18 protein-coding genes are annotated in these 22,696 nt (G+C 33.4%); 12 read left to right on the forward strand and 6 right to left on the reverse strand.

All coding sequences use genetic code 11. The features are described from left to right. Positions 1–64 precede the first annotated feature (64 nt). Entirely contained in the window at positions 65–1,669 is a 1,605-nt protein-coding gene (locus DMA14_RS16770) for a Na+/H+ antiporter (protein WP_111425733.1), read from the forward strand. A 72-nt stretch (positions 1,670–1,741) separates the two neighbouring features. On the opposite strand, the gene DMA14_RS16775 is transcribed toward DMA14_RS16770, so the two are convergent. Together DMA14_RS16775 and DMA14_RS16780 are read right to left on the reverse strand one after the other, a co-directional pair. Next, positions 1,742–3,514: a MutS-related protein gene (locus DMA14_RS16775; protein WP_111425734.1), complete on the reverse strand. Its 1,773-nt coding sequence runs from the start codon at positions 3,512–3,514 to the stop codon at positions 1,742–1,744. A 62-nt stretch (positions 3,515–3,576) separates the two neighbouring features. Then, a complete protein-coding gene (locus DMA14_RS16780; RefSeq protein WP_111425735.1) occupies positions 3,577–4,410 on the reverse strand; it encodes a universal stress protein in 834 nt (277 codons plus the stop codon). Positions 4,411–4,591: 181 nt separating this feature from the next. On the opposite strand from DMA14_RS16780, the gene mnmE reads away from it, so the two are divergent. From mnmE to DMA14_RS16800, 3 genes are all read left to right on the forward strand, one after another. Further along, positions 4,592–5,992, forward strand: coding sequence for a tRNA uridine-5-carboxymethylaminomethyl(34) synthesis GTPase MnmE (gene mnmE, locus DMA14_RS16785; protein ID WP_111425736.1), 1,401 nt, complete (start codon positions 4,592–4,594; stop codon positions 5,990–5,992). A gap of 377 nt (positions 5,993–6,369) precedes the next feature. After that, complete coding sequence (locus DMA14_RS16795; protein WP_111425738.1) at positions 6,370–6,939, forward strand: helix-turn-helix domain-containing protein; 570 nt, start codon at positions 6,370–6,372, stop codon at positions 6,937–6,939. Continuing rightward, positions 6,932–8,074, forward strand: a complete 1,143-nt coding sequence (locus DMA14_RS16800; protein WP_111425846.1) for a site-specific integrase — start codon at positions 6,932–6,934, stop codon at positions 8,072–8,074. Before DMA14_RS16795 ends, DMA14_RS16800 begins: the two co-directional genes overlap by 8 nt. 119 nt (positions 8,075–8,193) lie before the next feature. Here the strand turns inward: DMA14_RS16800 and DMA14_RS16805 are convergent, their stop codons facing one another. After that, positions 8,194–8,472 carry a hypothetical protein gene (locus DMA14_RS16805; protein WP_111425739.1) on the reverse strand — a complete coding sequence of 93 codons (279 nt, stop codon included), beginning with the start codon at positions 8,470–8,472 and terminating at the stop codon, positions 8,194–8,196. Positions 8,473–8,902: 430 nt separating this feature from the next. Then, positions 8,903–10,102, reverse strand: coding sequence for a hypothetical protein (locus DMA14_RS16810; protein WP_111425740.1), 1,200 nt, complete (start codon positions 10,100–10,102; stop codon positions 8,903–8,905). Positions 10,103–10,375: 273 nt separating this feature from the next. Here DMA14_RS16810 and DMA14_RS16815 point away from each other — a divergent pair, with 273 nt between their 5' ends. From DMA14_RS16815 to DMA14_RS16830, 4 genes are all read left to right on the forward strand, one after another. Next, a complete protein-coding gene (locus DMA14_RS16815) occupies positions 10,376–10,966 on the forward strand; it encodes a TetR/AcrR family transcriptional regulator (protein ID WP_111425741.1) in 591 nt (196 codons plus the stop codon). Between the two features lie 100 nt (positions 10,967–11,066). Continuing rightward, positions 11,067–11,834 (forward strand): SDR family oxidoreductase, encoded by a 768-nt coding sequence (locus DMA14_RS16820; protein WP_111425742.1) that lies wholly within the window; start codon positions 11,067–11,069, stop codon positions 11,832–11,834. Position 11,835: 1 nt separating this feature from the next. Beyond that, a complete protein-coding gene (locus DMA14_RS16825) occupies positions 11,836–12,843 on the forward strand; it encodes an NADP-dependent oxidoreductase (RefSeq protein WP_111425743.1) in 1,008 nt (335 codons plus the stop codon). A gap of 77 nt (positions 12,844–12,920) precedes the next feature. Then, positions 12,921–13,835 carry an AraC family transcriptional regulator gene (locus DMA14_RS16830; RefSeq protein WP_111425744.1) on the forward strand — a complete coding sequence of 305 codons (915 nt, stop codon included), beginning with the start codon at positions 12,921–12,923 and terminating at the stop codon, positions 13,833–13,835. 34 nt (positions 13,836–13,869) lie between these two features. Here the strand turns inward: DMA14_RS16830 and DMA14_RS16835 are convergent, their stop codons facing one another. Together DMA14_RS16835 and DMA14_RS16840 are read right to left on the reverse strand one after the other, a co-directional pair. Further along, a complete protein-coding gene (locus tag DMA14_RS16835; protein ID WP_111425745.1) occupies positions 13,870–14,652 on the reverse strand; it encodes a DUF2490 domain-containing protein in 783 nt (260 codons plus the stop codon). 147 nt (positions 14,653–14,799) lie between these two features. Beyond that, entirely contained in the window at positions 14,800–15,270 is a 471-nt protein-coding gene (locus DMA14_RS16840) for a hypothetical protein (RefSeq protein WP_111425746.1), read from the reverse strand. A gap of 206 nt (positions 15,271–15,476) precedes the next feature. Between DMA14_RS16840 and DMA14_RS16845 the strand changes: the two genes are divergently transcribed. From DMA14_RS16845 to DMA14_RS16860, 4 genes are all read left to right on the forward strand, one after another. Next, positions 15,477–16,142, forward strand: a complete 666-nt coding sequence (locus tag DMA14_RS16845; protein WP_111425747.1) for an IS6 family transposase — start codon at positions 15,477–15,479, stop codon at positions 16,140–16,142. 578 nt (positions 16,143–16,720) lie between these two features. Next, positions 16,721–19,459, forward strand: coding sequence for a substrate-binding domain-containing protein (locus DMA14_RS16850; protein WP_111425748.1), 2,739 nt, complete (start codon positions 16,721–16,723; stop codon positions 19,457–19,459). A 230-nt stretch (positions 19,460–19,689) separates the two neighbouring features. Continuing rightward, positions 19,690–21,048 (forward strand): sugar porter family MFS transporter, encoded by a 1,359-nt coding sequence (locus DMA14_RS16855; RefSeq protein ID WP_111425749.1) that lies wholly within the window; start codon positions 19,690–19,692, stop codon positions 21,046–21,048. After that, positions 21,011–22,624: a glycoside hydrolase family 32 protein gene (locus tag DMA14_RS16860; protein ID WP_111425750.1), complete on the forward strand. Its 1,614-nt coding sequence runs from the start codon at positions 21,011–21,013 to the stop codon at positions 22,622–22,624. The genes DMA14_RS16855 and DMA14_RS16860 overlap by 38 nt, the downstream gene beginning before the upstream one ends. Positions 22,625–22,696: the final 72 nt, after the last annotated feature.

Consider the following 22,696-nt stretch of genomic DNA (forward strand, 5'->3'; position numbering starts at 1 on the left):
TGTCATAAAATCTTAATTTAGTACCCAAATTCCATAACCCAGAATCAATAAATACCGCCAATAAATGGAGAATATTACCGTAATCATTATGCTGCTTTTCGGTGTAGCTTTTCTTAGTCTTGTTAGTAAAAGATATAATTTCCCAATTCCGATTGTTTTGGTTTTATGTGGTGTTGTCATTAGCGCTGTACCTGGACTTCCTGTAATAGCTTTGAGTCCAGAAATAGTGTTTGTTATATTCCTGCCGCCTCTTTTGTATCATGCTGCGTGGCATACCAGCTGGTCCGATTTTAAACAGTCCATTCGTCCGATAACTTTTGCAGCTGTAGGTTTGGTCTTTTTTACAACAGGATTAGTTGCTGTTTTTGCACATTGGCTGATAGAAGATATGTCTTGGCCGTTAGCTTTTTTGCTTGGAGCAATCGTTTCGCCTCCTGATGCAGTTTCGGCAACTGCTATTACAAAAGGCTTAGGACTTAATCCGAGATTAATTGCTATTCTAGAAGGAGAAAGTTTAGTAAATGATGCAAGCGGTCTTGTGGCATATAAATATGCTCTGACGGCAATTACAGCAGGGAATTTTGTGTTATGGCAGGCAGGATTAAATTTTGTCTTAATGTCTGCTTTGGGTATAGGAATTGGTTTGGTTGTTGGTTTTATCATGTATTATATCCATAAAAGATTTGTTTGCGATGATATAATCGAAGTAACACTTACATTGTTGACGCCATTTGCTTCTTATCTGCTTGCAGAACATTTTGAAGGTTCGGGAGTTTTGGCTGTGGTAACGACAGGTCTTTTTCTCGCAGCGAGATCAGGAACCATTTTTTCTCATGAAAGCCGAATTATGACGAATACAATTTGGGATGTTCTTAATAATATTCTGAACGGTTTGATTTTTATTTTAATCGGACTTCAGTTGAGGCAAATAATTGCTGGAATCAGTAATTATTCCGGGAATTCGTTATTTATCTGGGGAGCAGTTATAAGTATAGTAGTTATTTTAGTTCGCTTCTTATGGGTTATCCCTGCAACGATGATTCCAAGAATGCTTAGTAAAAGGATTCGTGAGAAAGAAGCTTTTGATTATCGCAATATGATCATTTTTGGATGGTCGGGAATGCGTGGCGTGGTTTCTATGGCTGCAGCGTTGGCACTTCCGTTGATGTTGAATAAAACAGAAGAGTTTCCACTTCGAAATTTGATTATATACTTAGTTTTCTGCGTAATACTTTCAACTTTGGTTATACAAGGTCTTACACTTCCGTGGCTAATTAAGAAGCTAAAAATTGAGCGTTATTCGATACTTGCAGAAGAATATAATATTCGAAATGTAATTGTTTCAGAAACTATTGCTCATATAGAAGATAATTTCTCTTTACTGAATGATGAGTTGCTTCATAATATTAAAAGTAAATATGAAGTAAAATTTAACCGACTTCAAAAGACAGAACTTCCAGCTAATTTCTTTGGAAATGGTAAACTTCTTGGCGGTGAAATTTTTAATGATTTCACTAAAATCCAAATTGATCTGCTGAATGTAGAACGTGCAAAATTAGAATCGATGCATAAATTTGGTTCTGTCAACGAAGAAATCTTTCGCAAAATAGAAAAAGAACTCGATTTGGAAGAAACGCGTTTATGGATGGAAATGTATGAGGAAAACTAATTATGAGTTATGAATGTTTTTAACACATAGTAAATAATTCATAATTCATAATTCATAATTCATAACTCATAATTAAATAACTCCCATTTTCTGCATTAAGAATGTAGCACTTTTGTTTTTACAGATTCCGTTGCGGAGTTTATAATCGAAATGCAAATCATTGTTTTGAATCTCAACTTCGAAACATTGATTGGTTAAAATTTCAGGATATTCATTTGTAGTCAAACAAACTTCAATGTCGTGCGTTGCGATTGCACCGATGGCTTTTTTAGAAATTATTTTCTTCACCACTTCAATTGTACCGTTTCTTTTATCATCAGAGTTCGTACCTCTTAAAATTTCATCTAATAAAACAAAAGCAGGCTGGTTCTCAAGTTCATCCATGATTTGTTTTAAGCGTTTGATTTCAGCAAAAAAATAAGATTCACTATCCGATAAAGAATCAGATAATCGCATTGAAACTAGGACTGGCAATGGATGTACTTTAGCTTCTGATGCACAAACTGCTGAACCTATTCCGCTCAATACCATGTTAATACCTAAACTTCTCAAAAATGTACTTTTTCCTGACATGTTTGAACCAGTCAAAATCACAAATGATTGAGGGTGAAATTGCGTGTCATTTCCAACTCTTGTTGCAGGATTGAGTAACGGATGGCTTAGATTTTTAAATTCAATTTTATAATCGGAATTGATTTCAGGGAAAACGAAATCTTCATTGTTATACGCTAAATTTGCTAGACTACTTAACGCTTCAATTTCCCCAATAATAGAAACCCAATGATTCATTTCTGAAGCATAATCTTCTTTCCATTTTAATAATGCTTTTAAAACATGCAGATTGAATAAGAATGTTCCGTTGAATAAAGTGGCTGTTACAAAGTTATTTATTGTATCCATTCTTGAAAACAGCTCAGAAAGCTGCTTTAAATGCTGGCTTGCTTTCGCATTCTTGAAATTCAATTGTTCTTGTAAATGAAGTAGCTTTTTGGACTGGAAAGATTCTTTTTCAATTTTTTCAATCAATAAACTGTATTGTTTTATGATGTTAGCGACATTATCAGCTTTTGCTATTTCCGATTGAATTCTCTTTACGGCTCTTCCCAAAACAATTAAATTGGCAATAAAGACGTACGTTAAATAAGAAAGAATAATAGTTTTTGATGTGATAAAATACGCTGCCAGAAATCCAAAAAATGTTACTGGAAGAATAAATGATAATGCAACTAAAACTTTAGGTAATGAGTTATTTGTAAAAGAAGTCCAATGTTTTATTGCTTCATAAGATTGTTTGGAATCTTGACTTAAAATTGCCAAAGCCTGAAATTCCTGTCTCCAATCAATTTTTGATTTTAATTCGTTTATAGCTTCCTGATTTTCTAAAATTTCGGTTTCAGGCAGCGTATGAAGTAATAACTCAGCAAGTGTTTTCTTTCCAATAAAAGAGGCTGTTCTGTTTAGATTTTGAAATAAAGAATGATCTCCAAAAATATCCAGATCATAAGCATAAGGATGATGGAAATCGATAAATTCAGCTCCGTTTTCAAAAGGTGTTTTTTCCCTTTTCAGAAAAGCAATTTCATTCTGATTAATTTTTAAAAGTGTTTCTGCAAGCAATCTTTGAAATGAAACTCGCGAATGTATTCTCATAAAAAAAATAAAACCAGCAAAAGATAAAACAGCTAGAATAACATAAAGTATTTGATCTGTCTTGATGTAATAAAACATAAAAATCAAGAAAAGAAAAATACTTGATAGCCTCAAAAGGCTTATGCTGTTGTATTTTTTATTGGTTTTATTATAGAGTTCTGAGTATTTTGCAACGTTGTTTGGATATGCTTTCATTCTATTATTTTGCTTGAACTACAAATATAGCTTTTAAGTCACAAAATCATCAATATTGTTGTTTAATCTTCGTGCATAACCAATATCGGAATGGTAACTTCTTTGGCTATTTTTTTTGAAAAACTAGAATCAAAAAGGCTCTCAAAGAAAGAACGTTTGTGCGTTATAGTAGTCAGAATATCAATGTCTTTGTATAACACAAAATCAAGGATGGTTTCTTTTACATCATCACTTGGCAGAACTAAAAACTCAACATTTTCTCCAGTGAATTCTTTTTCAAATTCTTTTCTGATTTCCTCCGTAACATCAGAATTAGATGTTTTTACATATAAACTTTTAACCTTAGCATCAGTTTTTTTTGCAATTTTCAAGACTTTTTTCAGTTCTTTTTTGTCTTTCTCTCGATATCGAGTAGTAAAACCAATTGTTTTTACTTTCTTGTATTTAGCATCGATAGGAACACATAAAACAGGAACTTCAACTCCTGAAATCACAGATTCAGTATTAGAACCTGTGAAGAATTTTGTCCAGTCAGAAGCGCTATTGGTTCCCATTATAACAAAATCAACGTTATCTTCTTCGACTGCGTTTTTAAGATTATAAATAAGATCACCATCCATTAAACGGTGTTTGATCACAATATCTTCTAGATTACGTTCAGCTGCAATAGTTCGTAGTTTCGGAATTTCATCCTTAAACGTTTCAAATTTTGCTAGCTCGATTGAACTATATATAGAAGCATAATTCTCTGGGAAGAATTGGCTGTCGTAAACAGGAATCTCGAATGTATGAAGTAAGATCAATTCGGCGTTTACAACTTTAGCAAATTCTAAAGCATGAACAAATGCGTTGGTAGCAGCGTCAGAGAAATCGGTTGGAAATAGTATCTTTTTCATCGTATTTAAGATTAAGGTTTGTCTCTCAAATTTACTCATTCTACGAAGAAAACAACCTGATATTTATCAGTATTTTAACACTTAATGATTTATTAATCTTAATTAATCGGAAGATTTCTTGTTTGATTGGAGTAACATTGCCATAGAAAAGAATTTGAGCGTTTTTTTATACCTTTGCAGCATGATAAATCAAGATTCTATAGTTGCTTTGGCTACGCCTTCGGGAGCTGGAGCTATCGCCATAATTCGTATTTCTGGAGCCGAAGCCATCACAATTGGCAATTCGGTATTTAAATCTATTAAGAACAAAGATTTAACAAAACAGAAAACGCATACACTTCATTTAGGACATATTGTAGACGGAAGCAAAACATTAGACGAAGTATTGGTTTCTGTTTTTAAAGGTCCAAATTCTTATACAGGAGAAGATACGATTGAAATTTCTTGCCACGGATCAACATATATTCAGCAGCAGATTATTCAATTATTGCTTAGAAATGGCTGTAGAATGGCCGATGCGGGTGAATTTACATTAAGAGCTTTCTTAAATGGAAAATTGGATTTGTCTCAGGCAGAAGCCGTTGCAGATTTGATTTCGTCAGACAATGAAGCTTCTCATCAAATCGCGATGCAGCAAATGCGTGGCGGATTCAGTAATGAGATTGCTAAACTTAGAGAAGAACTTTTAAATTTTGCTTCTTTGATAGAATTAGAATTGGATTTTGCAGAAGAAGATGTAGAGTTTGCAGACCGAACACAATTTCATGAATTATTAAATAGAATTGAATTTGTTTTAAAACGTTTAATTGATTCGTTTGCCGTTGGAAATGTAATTAAAAACGGAATTCCGGTTGCAATTGTAGGTGAACCAAACGTTGGAAAATCGACTTTACTTAATGCTTTATTAAACGAAGAACGCGCGATTGTTTCTGACATAGCTGGAACTACGCGTGATACTATTGAAGACGAATTGGTAATTGGCGGTATCGGATTTAGATTTATTGATACAGCTGGAATTCGTGATACAAAAGATGTTGTAGAAAGTATCGGAATCAAGAAAACTTTCGAAAAAATAGATCAGGCTCAAGTTGTAATTTATTTGTTTGACGGATTAAAGTTTCAGACATCAAGTTCTGAATTTGTATATGAAATTGAACAGATCAAAAATAAATATCCGCTAAAACCACTGCTTATTGTGGTGAACAAAAAGGATATTCTGTCTGCTGATGAAGTAGCAAATATTACCAATCAGTTAGAAAATTTAAATGCGAAACTGTTATTGATTTCGGCGAAAGAAAAAATAGGAGTAGAAGACTTAAAGAATGAATTGTTGTCTTTTGTGAATACAGGAGCGCTTCGTAATAATGAAACGATTGTAACCAATACAAGACATTATGATTCGTTACTAAAAGCTTTAGATGAAATTCAGAAAGTAAAATTTGGTTTAGAATCAGGTCTTTCAAGCGATCTTATGGCGCTTGATATTCGCGAAGCTTTATATCAATTCGGATTGATTACAGGACAAGTTTCCAATGACGAGTTGCTGGGGAATATTTTTGCTAATTTCTGTATTGGCAAGTAGAAGGAACAAAGAAACGCAAAACAAAAAACAACAAAAAGAGTTAAGGTGTTGGTAATTAACATTTTGACTCTTTTTTTATTGATTTTTATTTTGGAATATTTGGTATTGCTTTGCTTAAATCTGTACCTTATTTGTACCTCGGATTTCGAGGTACAAATTTTGTGACAAAACGGGATAAATGATGGCACAAATGTACATTTTGCTGAGGTTTTCAAAGATTGGATTTCTGGAGGAGAAATTAGCAAATATGTTATTTTTTGAGCATATCGTTTGTCCTGTGCCCCTTTATTTTGGCAAGACAGATTCCAGAGTTTGGAAAGTAATTATGGAAGTTCGAAGGACATTTAAGTGCAGTAGGAAACTTAAAATTAAAAATTATGGGTTCAAACATTAGGATTTCCAAAATCTGTCAGTTCTGTAATAGTGAATTTACAGCAAAGACAATTAAAACAAAATTTTGCTCGTTAACCTGCGGAAGCAAGAATTACAAGAAGAGAAGCAGCGAAAAAAAGAAAGAGGCCAGACGGCAAGAAATGAAATCCATGAATGACGCAGGTATCGAGCAGCTGGAAAAACTTGAAATTTTCACTATTGATGAAGCATGTCTTTTTATGGGAGTAAGCAGGAGGACGCTTTATAGGGTAATTTCAAGGAATGAAATTGCCATTAGTAAAATTGGAGCTAAAACTATTATAAGACGTTCGGACATTGATAGTTTTTTTGAATGGTTGTACGAAAGCAGAAAAAATGAAGAAACTGTTCAGAAATTTCCAGGAATTGAGCACTGCTATACAATTTCTGAAATACAGAAGACGGTGAATATTTCTCCTGCTGCTTTATACGGCATTTTGCTGAGAGCAAGGATTGAAAAATACAGTGTAGGCAGGTTTGTTTATGTTTCCAAAAGAGATGTTGATTTATTATTTAACATTCAGAGCCATGAGTAAAAGTATCGTAACACTCAGAAAGAAAGCTATTTCTCAGAGAAGAATGTCTCTCTATTTGGATTTCTATCCTCCCGTGTGGGATTCAAGAACAAACGACTACACCAGACGCGAGTTTTTGAAACTCTATATATATCAGAAACCGGCAGATCAGTATCAGAAGCTGTCAAATTCTGAAAATCTGCATACGGCTGAACTGATCCGTGCAAGAAGACAGAATGAAATCAATAAATCGGAGATCTATTCTCCATTTGAAAAAGAACAGCTGCAGATTCAGGCTCGCGGAAACGAATCATTTCTCCAATACTATAAAAAGCTAGGAGAGAAAAAAACAGGAAATAATCTATCTATATGGAACTGTGCTATAGCGCACTTTGAAGCATTTTTAAATGGAAATGATCTGCTGTTTAAAGATGTTACGGTTACAGTCATTGAAGACTTCAGGGATTATCTTCTCAAAGCAAGAAGCATGAGGAAGAATAATAAACAGATTTCTCGCAATACTGCGCTTTCCTATTACAATAAAATAAAAACAACTCTAAAAGGGGCGTATAAAGAAGATAAACTAAGAACAGATATAAACGCAAAAATTGGATCCATTAAAGAAATGGAATCCCAGCGCAATTTTATGACTATTGAAGAGACCCGAAAACTTTTTTCTACTCCCTGTCCAAATTCCTTAGTGCGTAAAATTTCGATGTTTTCTGTATTGACAGGAATACGTTATGTAGATATTGCGAAGCTGCTCTGGTCTGAGGTCCATTACATTGAAAATGATGGCTACTATATCATATTCCGCCAGAAAAAAACTCAAGGAGCAGAAACAATGCCTATTTCTGATGAAGCTTTTGAACTGCTTGGAAAAAGAAAAGGTGAAAAGGAATTGGTGTTTAAAGGATTAAATAAATGGGATGTTGACCGGGTACTTCCAGTATGGGTAGCATTATCAGGCATTAATAAGCATATTACCTTTCACTGCTTTAGGCATACTTATGCTACGCTCCAGCTGACTGCGGGAACAGATATTTTTACCATTTCAAAAATGCTAGGACATAGGAGCGTTAAGACCACGCAGGTTTATGTAAAGGTGATTGACCAGAAAAAAAGGGATGCCGCAAACAGAATATCATTAGGATAATATTTAGAAATAAAGCAAGCCTTATTAATTAGTAAGGCTTGTTTTTAAAAATACTGAAAGTTTAAAATTTGTTTTACAGTTAAATTAATATGTATTAACTAAAAATTGTTGTTTAAAATTTACAAGTTTTGCAATAAATTATTCCTTCGGGAGAGAGTTTTTTTTTTCTGCCTAATTTTAGTAGGATTGTGAATATTTTGATCCAATTGATCATCTTTTACGATTTGATCGCTTTCCGAATCTTTTAAAAAATGCTTCACTCTTGCTTCAGCCAAAATTCTTAAAAAAGATAATATTTCCGTAGCTTCTTCTAGGGTTACATTCATCCCTTCGTCAGTTAACATTTTTAATGCTTTTTCAGGTGTAATTTTTCCACGCTGATTTTCATTGTATTCCATTTCTTTATCTTTTTACTGTTGTATGTAATGTAAAGATAATCAATTGTTTATGAAGGATGTGTAATGGTTTGGTTTGTATAGTAAGGGGACCCTTACTGAACAATTTACAAACCATTTTATGAATGATTTAAAGAAATTGGCTTATTTTTCGATTGATTTGTAAGATAATTATTTTAAGTTTTTATTACAGAGCGGTTTGTATGTATCGTAAGGGTTAAATGTTAGAATGCGTTAAATAATTCCATGCATTTTTATTTCTACTAAAGAATTTTTTTGATGGGAATATGGTTGCATGGCCTGATAAATTATTAGAGATAAAACTAAAATAATATTTTTAGAAAATGCACATCAAAATTTGTTGATGATAGAATTTCAACCTATCAAAAAATTCAAAAAACAGATTTTATTATTGTTTTGGATCTAATATAAGCTATTGATTTTTATAATGCTTTAAATTGACAGCGTTAAAAGAATATGAAATCATTAAATAGCTCCAAAAAGCAAGTTTATTGTCATCTTGTATTTTTGGCAAATATTCCATAGCGTTTGTTGATTTATAAAAAGAAAAGGCGTAATTAATTTCCAGTTCTTTGGCAGGAAAGTATTTCACAGAAAGATCACTTTCATATCCAAGAAACTTTGTCATTTTTTGACCCAAATTATTTAGAAGAGGATATTGAGTATAAAAAAGGTGAAAATCAGAACGAAGAGATAGTTTACTATTTATGGGAATTACAGTAAATAGATAAGGATTTACTAAACCTTTTCCGTTAACGTCGGTAGGAAAACGGGTAAAGACATTCATATTTCCATTGAACTTCCATGTCACGCCATATAAGACATCAAAATCTCCGGAATTATTAGGTTGTATATTAGGACTGCTGCCACTAATTATTTCAGCACCTAAACGCCAAGTAGATTTTAAGAAAGACGATTTAACCTCAGGTTGAAAATAGTAAGATAATAATTTTTGACCTTTTGAATTATGCCCAAACTGTAAATATGAATTTAAAGTATAATACCATTGTTTTGTTTTAAATTCTATTCTTCCACCTGTTGTTGCACGAGTATACAATTTCCCTGAAATTGTGTTTTCTAAAAAATCAATAGCATTCAATGAGGTAAATAAAAATCCATGATTGTTATTGTAGCTGAGATTATTTACAAGCAGATACTTATATTTATTCGCTGCGACAGGAGAGTAGGCTGGCTCAAATTCAGTACCGTAGTTTCTGGTAAATAAAAAGAAAAAATCATTAGAGAAATATTTTGAGGATTTCATTATCCGTATTCCTTCATGAGATCTACCTTGTTGTGCCCAGGGTGCATCAGAGAATAATCTGCCATTATCTAATAAAACACTTTGCCTTCCCAATCGTATATTTAAAGATTTGAACTTAGTCTCAAAATACAATTGATAAAAATTAATACTTCCTACTTTCGAAGCGTTGTTGTTTTCATCCCAAAGATGAATTTCCTGTAAATCTGATTTTATAAGCCATTTTTCTCTAGCATATAGCATAGAAAATCTGTTTCTCTGGGTGATATAAAAGTAAGGATCAATTGAATCGTTGGGAGGAAGGTTGTAATTTGAAGTGTATTCGGCTCTTGGTCTTATTTCAATATTCATTAAGAACTGCCGGGAAAAGCTATCCTTCTGTTGTGCAGATAATTGAAGAATAAATAAAAGAAAGGAAAGTAGTAATAGATTTTTTTTTGCAGGGCTTTTTATAATCATACTTCTTTTGTCCTATAGATTTAGTGTATAAAAGTAATAATAGTATATTTATTTACAATACAATCAGGTAAGTTTGATAAAAATTATTTATTTAAAAAAAAAAACATTTCTATTCCGTATTTCTAAATATACTTTTTAGTATATTTGTTCCCTAATTAATTATTAATGCTTAGTAAGGCCGAAAGAACAAAACAATTTATACTTGAAACTGCGGTACCTCTTTATAATGAAAAAGGTATTTCGGGAGTTAATATCGATGATATCCTGGAAGCTACAAAACTTACAAAGGGCTGCCTTTATGGTCATTTTGAAAATAAAGAAGATTTATCTGAACAGGTGATTGATTTGTCCTTGAAAATGGTTTCAGACAGAATTAGAGCTGCAGTTTATCAGGCAAAAACAATTAAAGGCAAAGTGTTTGCATTTTTGGATTTTTATAAAGACCCAATTGAAACCTATATTTCCGGTGGTTGCCCGATACTTAATACTGCCGTCGAAGCAGATGATAATTATCCGCTTATAAAAGAAAAAGTTGCCAAAGTATTTAGAAGTGGTCAGCAGGAATTAGCAGGTTTACTTCAGGAAGGAATTAATATTGGGGAGTTTTCCACTAAACTTGATCCTATTGTCTTTGCTTTTAAATTAGTCGCATCGGTTGAAGGTGGTATCGTAATGTGCAGAGTTATGGGGACAGCAAAACCAATGCAGGGACTTATCAAAAGCTTAAAGTCTGAATTAGAACAATATAAAATATAATTTTTTTTTGAGTAAAAATATACTAAAAAGTATATCGCGAAATATACTAAAAAGTCTAAAAAGGTGAAGTTTATAAAAATAATTCTTTAAATAAAGTATAATGGAGATACAAGGCAAAACAATATTAATAACCGGCGGAGCATCCGGCATTGGACTTGAAGCCGCAAAACAGTTCTTGGCTATCGGTGCTAAAGTAATCGTCACAGGAAGGAGTCGTGCCAAACTTGATGCTGTTAAGAAAGCAAACCCTGCTATCATAACAATTCAAAGTGATGTCGCCAATAATGAAGAGGTAAAATTTCTTTTTAACAAAATACAAGAACTGGGCGGTATCGATATTTTGTATAATAATGCGGCCGTACTGGTACCACCGTCAAATTTTGGTATTGCCAATGACAAACATTCCGAAGGTGCTGCCTACGAAATGGAAGTGAATTATATTGGGGTTATAAGACTTAATAACATGTTTATGGACATGCTGCAATCAAGAAAAGAAGCAGCGATAATAAATACGACATCAATATTGAGCCAAGCTCCGTCATTAATTGAAGCTACTTATTCTTCTTCTAAAACTGCATTGGCTTTTTATACTGTGTCACTTCGAGAACATTTGAAAATTATAGGAAGTAATTTGAAAATATTTGAACTGGTCCCGCCGCTTGTAGCTACAGAAATGACTGTAGACCGGAAAGATAAAAAAATATCCGTTGAAGAAATGGTCAGAGGCCTTATCGTCGGGCTTCAAAAAGAACATTATACAATACGTGTGGGCGATGCAAAACTGTTTAGCCTGATAAACAGGTTTTTCCCAAAAACCGCCTTTAAATTAATTAATCCCAAGAAAAGCCACCAACTTTTAAAAAACTAATATGAAAGCATTTATCATAAATAAATATACTAAAGGGGCTCTTCAGCTTGCAGATGTTCCAACTCCTGTTGTAGGTAACAGCGATGTTTTGATTGAGGTCTATTCAGCAGGGGTTAATCTTCTGGATTCAAAAATTAAAACTGGAGAATTTAAATTGATTCTTCCCTATAAACTGCCTATGATTCTGGGGCATGATGTATCAGGTATCGTTGCGAAAGTGGGAAAAAATGTCAAGAAATTTAAAGTTGGGGACAAGGTATATTCCCGTCCTGCAGATTACCATGTAGGAACCTTTGCTGAGTATATCTCTGTAAATGAGAAAGATGTGGCAATTAAGCCTAAAAATATTTCAATGAACCAGGCCGCTTCTATTCCATTGGTGGCACTAACGGCATGGCAGGCGCTGGTTGAGCGTGCAGATTTAAAAAATGGGCAGAAAGTATTCATACAAGCCGGTTCAGGAGGTGTGGGGACAGTAGCTATACAGCTGGCCAAATATCTTGGTGCACTCGTTGCCACAACTGCCAGTAATAAGAGCTTTGAATTGCTTAAAAACCTTGGTGCTGATGTACTGATCGATTACAAAACACATGATTTTGAACATATACTTAAAGATTATGATGCTGTATTAAACAGCCAAGATCAAAAAACACTTGAAAAATCATTAAACATTTTAAAGCCAGGCGGTAAGATCATTTCTATTTCAGGACCGCCGACACCTGAATTTGCTAAAGAGATGGTTTTGCCATGGTATGTTAAAATGATTACAATGCTGCTTAGTTTTGGCATAAGAAATAAAGCTCAAAAGAAACATGTGAACTTTAGTTTCCTATTTATGAGGGCTGAAGGGAGTCAGTTACAGGAAATTACAAAACTTATTGAAGCTGAAATTATTGAGCCAATAGTAGATAAAGTATTTGCTTTTGAACAAACAAATGAAGCGCTGGAATATGTAGAAGGCGGCCGTGCAAAAGGTAAAGTTGTAATACAGATAAAGAGTGAGAAATAGTAAATACAGGGAGTAAAACCTCATTGATTAATGCAGGTTTTGCTCTCAGGCTATCATAAGTTTTTTAATCGCTTCGAATGCAGAAAATTAGCAAGAGTCCAAATAATACTACTGAGTATCATCTGAATCAATATCAGCAGAATCTGCCAAGGTTTTCTGTGTACGAAATTGATAATTATTTAAAAAGATATGATAAAAAAAGAAGGAAAGTTCATGCCGAAAAGCACTATCAGATCATTTGGTTTAAAAAGGGGAATGGAAGATATTTCGTTAATTTCAAAGCATACGATGTTGACCAGAATACTCTTTTCTTTCTCACTAAAGATGATGTTCATTATTTCGACAGGAATACTAATTACATAGGAATCTTGATTCAGTTCAATGAAGAGTTCCTGATTCAGAATAACAAGGATATTGCCTTTTTTTCGAAGCACAGCCTTTTGAATAATCACAAACAGCCTGCTTGTTCACTTACCCGAGATGATGCCTTTATTTTAGAAGAATATTTAAAGCTGATCAAAAATGAATTGAAAGATAAAAATCAAACCAGTCATGAAGAGCTATTAAGGTCTTACCTCAAAGCATTTCTCATTCAGGTTCAGTACAGATGGGAAAAAGCAAATCTACATGACGGGCGCCGGATTTTGCCTGAGGATAAAAAGCAGCAGCAATTAATAAAATTTGTTGATCTGGTAGAGGAAAATTATAAAAAAGATCTAAAAGTCTCCCAATACGCAGATCTCATGCAGATCTCATCCAAGACATTATCGGGTCTTACCAGTCAATTGTTAGATAAAAGTCCTTCGGAAATTATTTGTGAAAGGATTGTAGCAGAAGCAAAAAGAATGCTCCTTGATACTAATTACAATATCAGTAAAATTGGCTATTGTCTGGGTTTTGATGATGACTCTTATTTTGTAAAATATTTTAAAAAACATACGAGTGTTTCACCTTTGGATTTCAGGAAGTTCAGCTTAAAAGAAATATCTTAATAATAAGCATTAACCACATCTATTAAAGTGAAGATTAAAATCCACTGCTTCCATCATCGACACTAGTTTTATTACGCTTAAACGGCTTAGCAATATTTGAAAAAAAATCATTAAATATAAAATTAAGCTGGAATGCATTAACGAGCTGATCAGCTGTTTCTCTGGGCATTACTTCGCGAGAATACGAAGGTTCAATTTGGATATCATTATTAAGAGATAATCCCAAACCGACAGTGAAGCGGTTGCGGTCAAAAAAATCAGGACCGCTGACAGCACTTTTGGTTTTAAAAAAGACTTCATCAGATGCAAATGCGTAAATTGGTATTTTATTTATTTTCAAATAATTTATTGGACAAACAGCTTTTACTTGAAATCGAAACCGCTCAACTGCCTCATAATTTGAATTTTCATTCTCCAGATGCCTGTCCTCAAATCTGGCCCTTAAATTTACTTTAAAACTTTCTTTTGTAAATAAGCTGTAAGTTGCCTGAAGGGCACTTCTGAATTCCGGAGGTTTTTCCTGATTCAATTCCGGTACATTTTTATTGTGAAAATAAGCGTAAAATATAGACAGCTTCCATCTTGGTGCAGGATAATAGTGAGCCCAGGCTCTTAAGTATACCTGTGTAATATTATGAAACATATTTGGATCATCAGGTATACTGCTTGAACTTAGACCAGCATCAATTTCAAGTACCCAGTTTTGGCTCAGGTCTTTAGTAAATGCATATTCATTCCAAAACTGGCTTAAATTATCAGATTGGCTATAAATGGATGAATAAACTAAAATGAGTGCAACCGAGATTTTCTTTCTCATATTATTATAATAAAATCATTGCAACCATTTTAAAACCGATCTGTAAAATAGACTGATTGAATAGCTTTTATAGATTATATTTTAAAATATGACGTATTGGTTGCTATTTGAAGATAAAAAAAGAGGCTCCCCAAAGCCTCTTTTAAATTAATGTTTACCATTTCCTTTTCCCTTGCCATTTCCATTATGGTTTCCATTATCATGGTGGCTTTTATCTTTATTGCTTCCTTTTCCTGGCTTTTGTCCTATTGTTTTTTGAGGTTTTCCTTTATAGCCCTTTGCATATTTTACTTTATGGGATTTAAAGCTGTCGTAAGGCCTGTCTCCTCTGTAATCAGTCAGTACTACTTTATATTCGTTATAAAGATCATAGTTTCGATAGGCAGAGGGAAGTGATCTGGTTCGAACCCATTTTCCGTTATTGAGATAAACATAGTTCGAAGTGCTTACATCGTAATAGGTTTCAAGATCCGGCAGATAATAATAACGGGCATCCGCATAACCGGCAGGTCCCCAGGCAGGAGGTGTTCCTATGTTTACATTTACTGATACCTGAGCCTGAACGTAACCAAATGAAAGGAATAATACCCCGATCAAAAAAAATTTTAAAGTTTTCATGATTTTACTTTTTAATTCATTACTGCATTTGGATAAAAACAATAAACATGCCGTAAATTCATATCCATTATACCTGTTTTGATTATGTGTTATTTATATTTTATATTGATGCTGATAATATCAGATGTCATATTGGTAGTTCTGGTATAAGGTTCTGTCGCATCTGGGAATAACTTTTATCTTTAGAATTTTAAACCGATTAAAAGATGAATACTAAAGGTCATTGTTATCCAAAATACATAATTCTTCAGGCAGTATATTTCAAGCTAAGATTTACACTTAGTTACCGTGATGTTGAAGAACTAATGAAGATTAGAGGAGTCATTGTGGATCATGCGACGATTCAGCGTTGGGTTTACAAGTTTGCACCTTTGCTTGAGGCAGAAATGAAGAAGAGAAAAGGCAGAGTGGTGGAGAGTTGGAGATTGGATGAGACCTACATCAAAGTAAAAGGTATTTGGTGTTATTTATATAGGGCAGTAGATAAATTAGGCAATACGGTTGATTTTCTTTTGACCAGAAAAAGACAAAGAATGAGTGCGCAGTCATTTCTAATTAAAGCAATTAGTAATAACTACAGACCAAGAGTAGTAAACATTGATAAAAGCGGTTCTAATACTGCCGCTATCAAAGTCTATAACAAACGTTCATTCACAAAGATTAAAATCCGGCAGTGTAAATATCTCAACAATATTGTCGAACAGAACCATCGATTTATAAAATGGAGGATACAAAATGGGTTAGGCTTTAAAAGTTTTGAATCGGCAAGACGAACATTGAGCGGAATTGAAGTTGTGCATATGCTGAGAAAGAATCAAATGGTTAGACCAGGGATAACTATGTTTAAATCATTCTGTAAATTGGCGGGCTAACTTTTAAATTACTTCAATTTTTATATTTGATTCTGACAGATGCGACAGAACCTAAAACATTATGTATATTTAAATTTATTAAGATGTAATAGCTTTTTACAAAATTCTTGAAAATAAAATTTGGTACTATGTAAAGAGAACGGGTTAGTTTTTTGTAAAATTATATAATAATTTGGAGATTATTCAAATCAAAATTTGGTCGGATATTAGAGTTTTTAAACCGCTTTAACCTAATTAGAAGATAATTATTTATGCATTTTATTGCAATGAGGAGAGCAGGATTCGAACCTTACGCCCGGAACCCGCGTATTTCCTGCGTTTGTTGTTTTTTAACCTCTTTTACCACGATTTTACATTGAACTTTACTGAAATGTTGGCAAAGAAAATTTGTTGATTATAATAATGAGAAAATTATGAGGTGTCATTGTTAAAACTTAAAAGTTTAATTTTATCTTTACAATCATATACGCACTTCTTACTTGTCATAACAAAATAATCCTTCCTAATTATTTTGGCAAGTTACTAGTTTAAGAAGGTATTTTCGAAACTCACTTTCATTTAGATAAACTTATAATTTCATGTTTCACACTGTAAAATATATTTTGCTGCTTTTTTTGGCATCATCAACTTTAATTTCCTGCAAACAAAAACTGGACGATAAAATAAAAGTTGGATTCTCTCAGGCTATGACTACTGATGATTGGCGTAAACAAATGAACAGTTCAATGAAGATTGAAGCTTCATTGCGGCCTGAGGTAGATTTAACTATAAAAGATGCCAATAACAATATCGAGAAACAGATAGAAGATATTGAAAGATTCATATCTAATAAAGTTGATGTTATTATTGTCTCTCCAATTCAATCTAAACCTTTGACTGCAGTTGTAGAAAAATCAATAAAGGCAGGAATTCCTGTTCTTGTTGTTGATCGAAAAATCGAGGGAGAAAGTTATAATGCTTACCTCGGAGCTGATAATATTGAAATTGGCAGAATTGCTGCCCGATATATTATTTCGCACAGCAAAGGCTCTGGTAAGATTATAGAAATAACAGGAGCAAACGGTTCTTCACCAGCATACGAGCGAAGCCTTGGTTTTGAACAGATTATAAATGAAAATAAACATTTCAGAGTCGATAATATTATTCATGGCAATTGGGAAGGAGAATCTGTTAAAGAGCCTTTAAAAACTATTCTTTCGCAAAACTCTGACATCGAATATATTTTCGCCCATAATGACCGTATGGCTTTAAGTGCCTGGGAAACTGCCAAAACTGTTGGATTAGAAAAGAAAATCAAATTTATTGGTGTTGACGGACTCAATACAGTAAATGGGGGGATAGAATTGGTGAAGAGCGGAGTTTTAGACGGTACAATTCTATATCCGACGGGAGGAAATGAAGCGTTGAAATTGGCCTTAAAAATGTACTATAAAGAAGCAATTGCCAAAAATAATATTCTCAACACAATTGTAATAGACAAGAATAATGCTGAAATTATCGAAAATCAAATGGATAAAGTCGATCAGCAGCAAACAGTTATTGAGTCGCAGCAGGGAGCGATAAAAGTTCAGGAAAGAGAATATGCTTCGCAGAATAATTTGGTACGACTGCTTAGCTTTTTTCTTGTAATTATTTTGAGTTTAACGATTTACAGCATTTATTCTACCATTTCGATTTCAAAAAAGAAAAAACAACTGGAAAGAATCAATCAAACGGTAATCGACCAAAATAATGAAATTCAGGAAATGGCGCAGATTGCTGCTAAAAGCAACGAAGCAAAACTGAATTTCTTCACAGGACTTTCACACGAATTTAAAACACCTATTACTTTAATAATGAGTTATGTGGAGTCTTTAATCGAAAATGAAAAAATTAAAGGAACTACATTGATTGAAGAAGTGAAATTGATTCACAAAAACTCAAACAGATTACTGCGTTTGATCAATCAATTACTGGATTTCAGGAAAATTGAAGAACAGAAATTCACGCTAAGAGCTTCCAATACTAAGATTTATGATTTTACAAATGAAGTCATGGCCAATTTTAAAGGCGAAGCTGCCCGAAGAAATATTGATTTTCAATTAGTCTCTAAAAACAAAAATCTAGAGTTGTTTATTGATAGGGAGCTCATGGATAAGGTGTATTTTAATTTGCTTTCAAACGCTTTTAAATTTACTCCGGACAACGGAAAAATTAGTATTTCGATTATCGAAAATCAGGACAACACAGTTAAAATTAGTTTTAAAGATTCCGGAATTGGGATTCCGGAAAATGAATTGTCTAACGTTTTTAATCCGTTTTTCAGGGCTTCAAATAATAATAAGAATAGTTCGGGAATTGGTCTTCATCTCTCAAAAGAATTTGTGCTTTTGCATCAGGGAACGATTGAATTGAAATCAAAACAAGGAAGCGAATTCGTAATTACGTTATTGAAAGGAGTAAGCCATTTACAGCCTTCTGAAATTATAAATAAAGCTGAAAAACTAACTATAACACCAAATTTAATTACAGATAATCTTGAAATAGAATCTGATATAAAACAAGTAAATGTAATTTCTGAATCAGAAAAACATACCCTTTTGGTTATAGAAGACAATATAGATTTGGTTGCCTTTTTAAAGGCTAAATTATCTAGTGAATATGTCGTCTATACTTCTGACGGAAGCGACGCTATTGAAAAAGCAATGGAAATTGTTCCTGATATCATCATTTGCGACATTAATTTGATAGACAAAGACGGTTACGAAATTAGTAAGGAATTGAAAAAAGATTTACGTTCGTCACATATTCCAATTATTATTTTAACGGCCCAGAGCAACAAAGAATCTGTTTTAAAAGGATTGCAAAGTGGAGTAGATCAGTATCTAACGAAGCCTTTTAGCCTGTCTATTTTAAAACAATCTATATCAAGCCTGCTTTTCAACAGAGAAAAGCTTCGTTATTATTATACGAATAATATTTATCGTGTTGAACCTGAGTCGAAATTTGGCAATCAGGAACAATCCTTTATTACCAAAATGAATGACATTATTAAAAAAAATGTCGAAAACCCTAAATTCTCTGTTGAAGATTTAGCCGATAAACTTGGAGTTTCGAGAGTTCAGTTGTATCGCAAGGTAAAAGCAATTATCGGAATTAATATCAGCGACCATATCAATAATGTAAAATTAGAGAAGGCGGCAGAACTTTTAAAGTCAAATAATATGAATATTTCTGAAATTGCGTACTCACTTGGATTCTCTTCTCCCAATTATTTTTCTACAGCTTTTAAGAATAAATTTGGAATTTCACCAAAGGAATACAAATCCTTAAATTGATATTGGTTTAAAATTGATACAAATCAGGTATCAATTTTAAACCTTATGTAACAAAAACGAAACTACAAGGTTTTCGTAAATAAATTTTAAATCATGTAAAGTCTTGCAAATAAGGGTTTTATGGTTTAGGTGTCAAACTATCAATATTTATAGAAATAAATTGTAACATCATTAAAAATAAGTTGTTTTTTTTGCAGATATCTTAGCAACAAGTTTTTAATACATGTACAATGAATAAGATATTGATTTGGTCTGTTACTGCTGCACTGGCAGGTTTTCTTTTCGGTTTTGATACCGTAGTTATTTCTGGAGCTGATAAACAATTACAGCTTCTATGGCACTCGTCAGATGCCTTTCATGGTTCAGTTGTTATGGCAATGGCATTATGGGGAACTGTAGTTGGTGCAATCTTTGGAGGAATCCCAACAAATAAAATAGGACGTAAAAAAACATTATTCTGGATTGGGATTTTATATTTCGCTTCAGCAATTGGTGCCGCTTTCGCTAATGATCCGTTTGTTTTTGCTGCCTTTAGATTTATTGGTGGTTTAGGAGTTGGCGCTTCGACAATTGCTGCTCCTGCTTATGTGTCAGAAATTGCTCCGGCAGACAAAAGAGGAAGATTGGTTGCTTTGTATCAGTTTAATATTGTATTAGGAATTTTAATTGCTTTTATCTCTAATTACTTTTTAAAAGATATTGGAGAAAATGCCTGGAGATGGATGATTGGGGTTCAGGCAATTCCTTCTCTTATCTATATTCTTTTTATTTTGACAATTCCGGAAAGTCCGAGATGGCTTTTGTCTAAAAACCGTGATGAAGAAGCCCGTAAAGTCTTACATACTATTGATCCGTCTGCAAATATTGCCGACTTGATGGATGATTCCCGAGAAAACGGTGTTACCAAACACGAGAATATTTTCATGAAGAAATACCGTTTCCCTTTGATTCTGGCTTTTTTAATTGCCTTTTTCAATCAGTTTTCGGGAATTAATGCATTTCTATATTACGCGCCAAGAATTTTTGAAGAAGCCGGCTTAGGACAAAATACAGCGTTGTTAAGCAGTATCGGAATTGGAGTTACAAATCTTATTTTCACCTTAATTGGTGTGGCATTAATCGACAAATTAGGAAGAAAGTTGTTAATGTACATTGGTTCTGTTGGGTATATTATTTCACTCGGATTAGTATCGGCTTCTTTCTATTACAATTGGGGAGGTTTATCAGTTCCTATTTTCCTTTTTCTTTTTATTGCTTCACATGCAATTGGTCAGGGCGCGGTCATTTGGGTTTTTATTTCAGAAATATTTCCAAATCATATTCGCGCATCTGGACAGGCATTTGGAAGTTCAGTGCATTGGGTTCTAGCAGCGATTATTCCGTCTTTAATTCCGATGTTATTTTCAGAAATCGGACCCGAAGTAGTATTCCTTATTTTTACTTTAATGATGGTTTTACAATTGTTATTTGTAATTTTTCTGATGCCGGAAACAAAAGGAATCTCTTTAGAAGCTTTAAGCGAAACACTAACTAAAAAAAATAGCCACAAAAATGAAATCAAAGAAACATCTGCCGTTAGCTCTTTATAGTGCTGCCTTACTGTCGATAGTAGGATTAAAACCGTCTTCTGCAACTGCACAAACTGCTGCCGTAACTGTATCGAACACAGCGGAAGAACAAATGTATCGACCAAATTTTCATTTTACGCCAAAAAAAGGCTGGATGAACGATCCTAACGGAATGTTCTTCTCCAATGGATATTATCATTTGTTTTACCAGCATTATCCTGATGGAAACACATGGGGACCAATGCATTGGGGACATGCTATTTCTAAAGATTTAATTAAATGGGAAGAGCAGCCAATTGCGCTTTATCCGGATAAAGACAAGTATATCTTCTCCGGAAGTGCTGTTGTCGACACGCACAACACATCTGGATTAGGAACTGGAAATACAGCACCGATTGTTGCCATTTATACTTTGCATGATATGACAAAGGAGAAGGCAGGCAAAATTGATGTGGAACAGCAGGATATTGCTTTTTCTAATGATAATGGTTTTACATGGCAGAAATTTGAGGAAGGAAATCCTGTCGTGAAAAATCCTGGAATTAGAGATTTTAGAGATCCAAAAGTATCTTGGGATGAAACTCATAAACAATGGATCATGGCTTTGGCAGCACAGGATCGTATACATTTTTACAAATCATCGAATTTGAAAAACTGGGAATTTGCATCTGAATTTGGAAAAAATATTGGTGCTCATGGTGGTGTTTGGGAATGTCCTGATTTCTTCGAAATAAAAGTAGAAGGAACAAAAGAAACAAAATGGGTTTTAATCGTAAATCTAAATCCAGGAGGACCAAACGGAGGTTCTGGAGTTCAATATTTTGTTGGAGATTTTGACGGAAAAACTTTCACGATGGATCAAAGTTTTGCCGAAAGAGTAAATAACGAAAAAGCAGTTTGGGCAGATTATGGAAAAGATAATTATGCCGGAGTAACCTGGAATAATGTTCCAACTTCAGACGGAAGAAGACTGTTTATCGGATGGATGTCAAACTGGGAATATGCACAACAAGTTCCAACAACGACATGGAGAAGCAGTACAACAATTCCGCGCGAATTGAAATTGGTAAAAAAAGGAAACCATTATAATTTGGTTAGCACGCCGGTAAAAGAAATCAATAATTATGTTGCTAAAACTATTAAGGCAAAAAGTTTAAACGGTAAAGAAATTAATTTAATTGAAAGCGGAAAAGCAGATTTAACGCAGACAGTTGTTAGCTTAGACTTAAAAAACTTAAAACAGGAAGATTACACTTTTACACTTTCAAATACAAATGGAGAATCTTTAAGTTTTGGTTTAAACAACAAAGAAAATTACTTATTTGTTGATCGTTCTAAAGCCGGTAAAACTGATTTCTCAGATAAGTTTGCCTTACCAATAAGCAAAGCATTTTTGGAAGGAAGCCAAAAAAGTGTCGCTTTTAAAATTATTCTGGATAAAACATCAATTGAAATATTCTACAATAATGGCGAGAAAGTAATGACGGAAATCTTTTTTCTAAACAAACCATTTACTTCACTTTCGATTGCTTCAAAAGAGAAAATAGAAGTAAATAATATAATAATTCAGGAATTAAATGTCTCAAAAAGCCATTAGGAAAGAATAGCAGAATTATTTTTTCTTCTTAAAAAAATCCACAGCTAAAGCTTGTAAATACTCGAAAGATTT

The sequence above is a fragment of the Flavobacterium sharifuzzamanii genome (assembly GCF_003254585.1).
In the GTDB taxonomy this organism is placed as follows: domain Bacteria; phylum Bacteroidota; class Bacteroidia; order Flavobacteriales; family Flavobacteriaceae; genus Flavobacterium; species Flavobacterium sharifuzzamanii.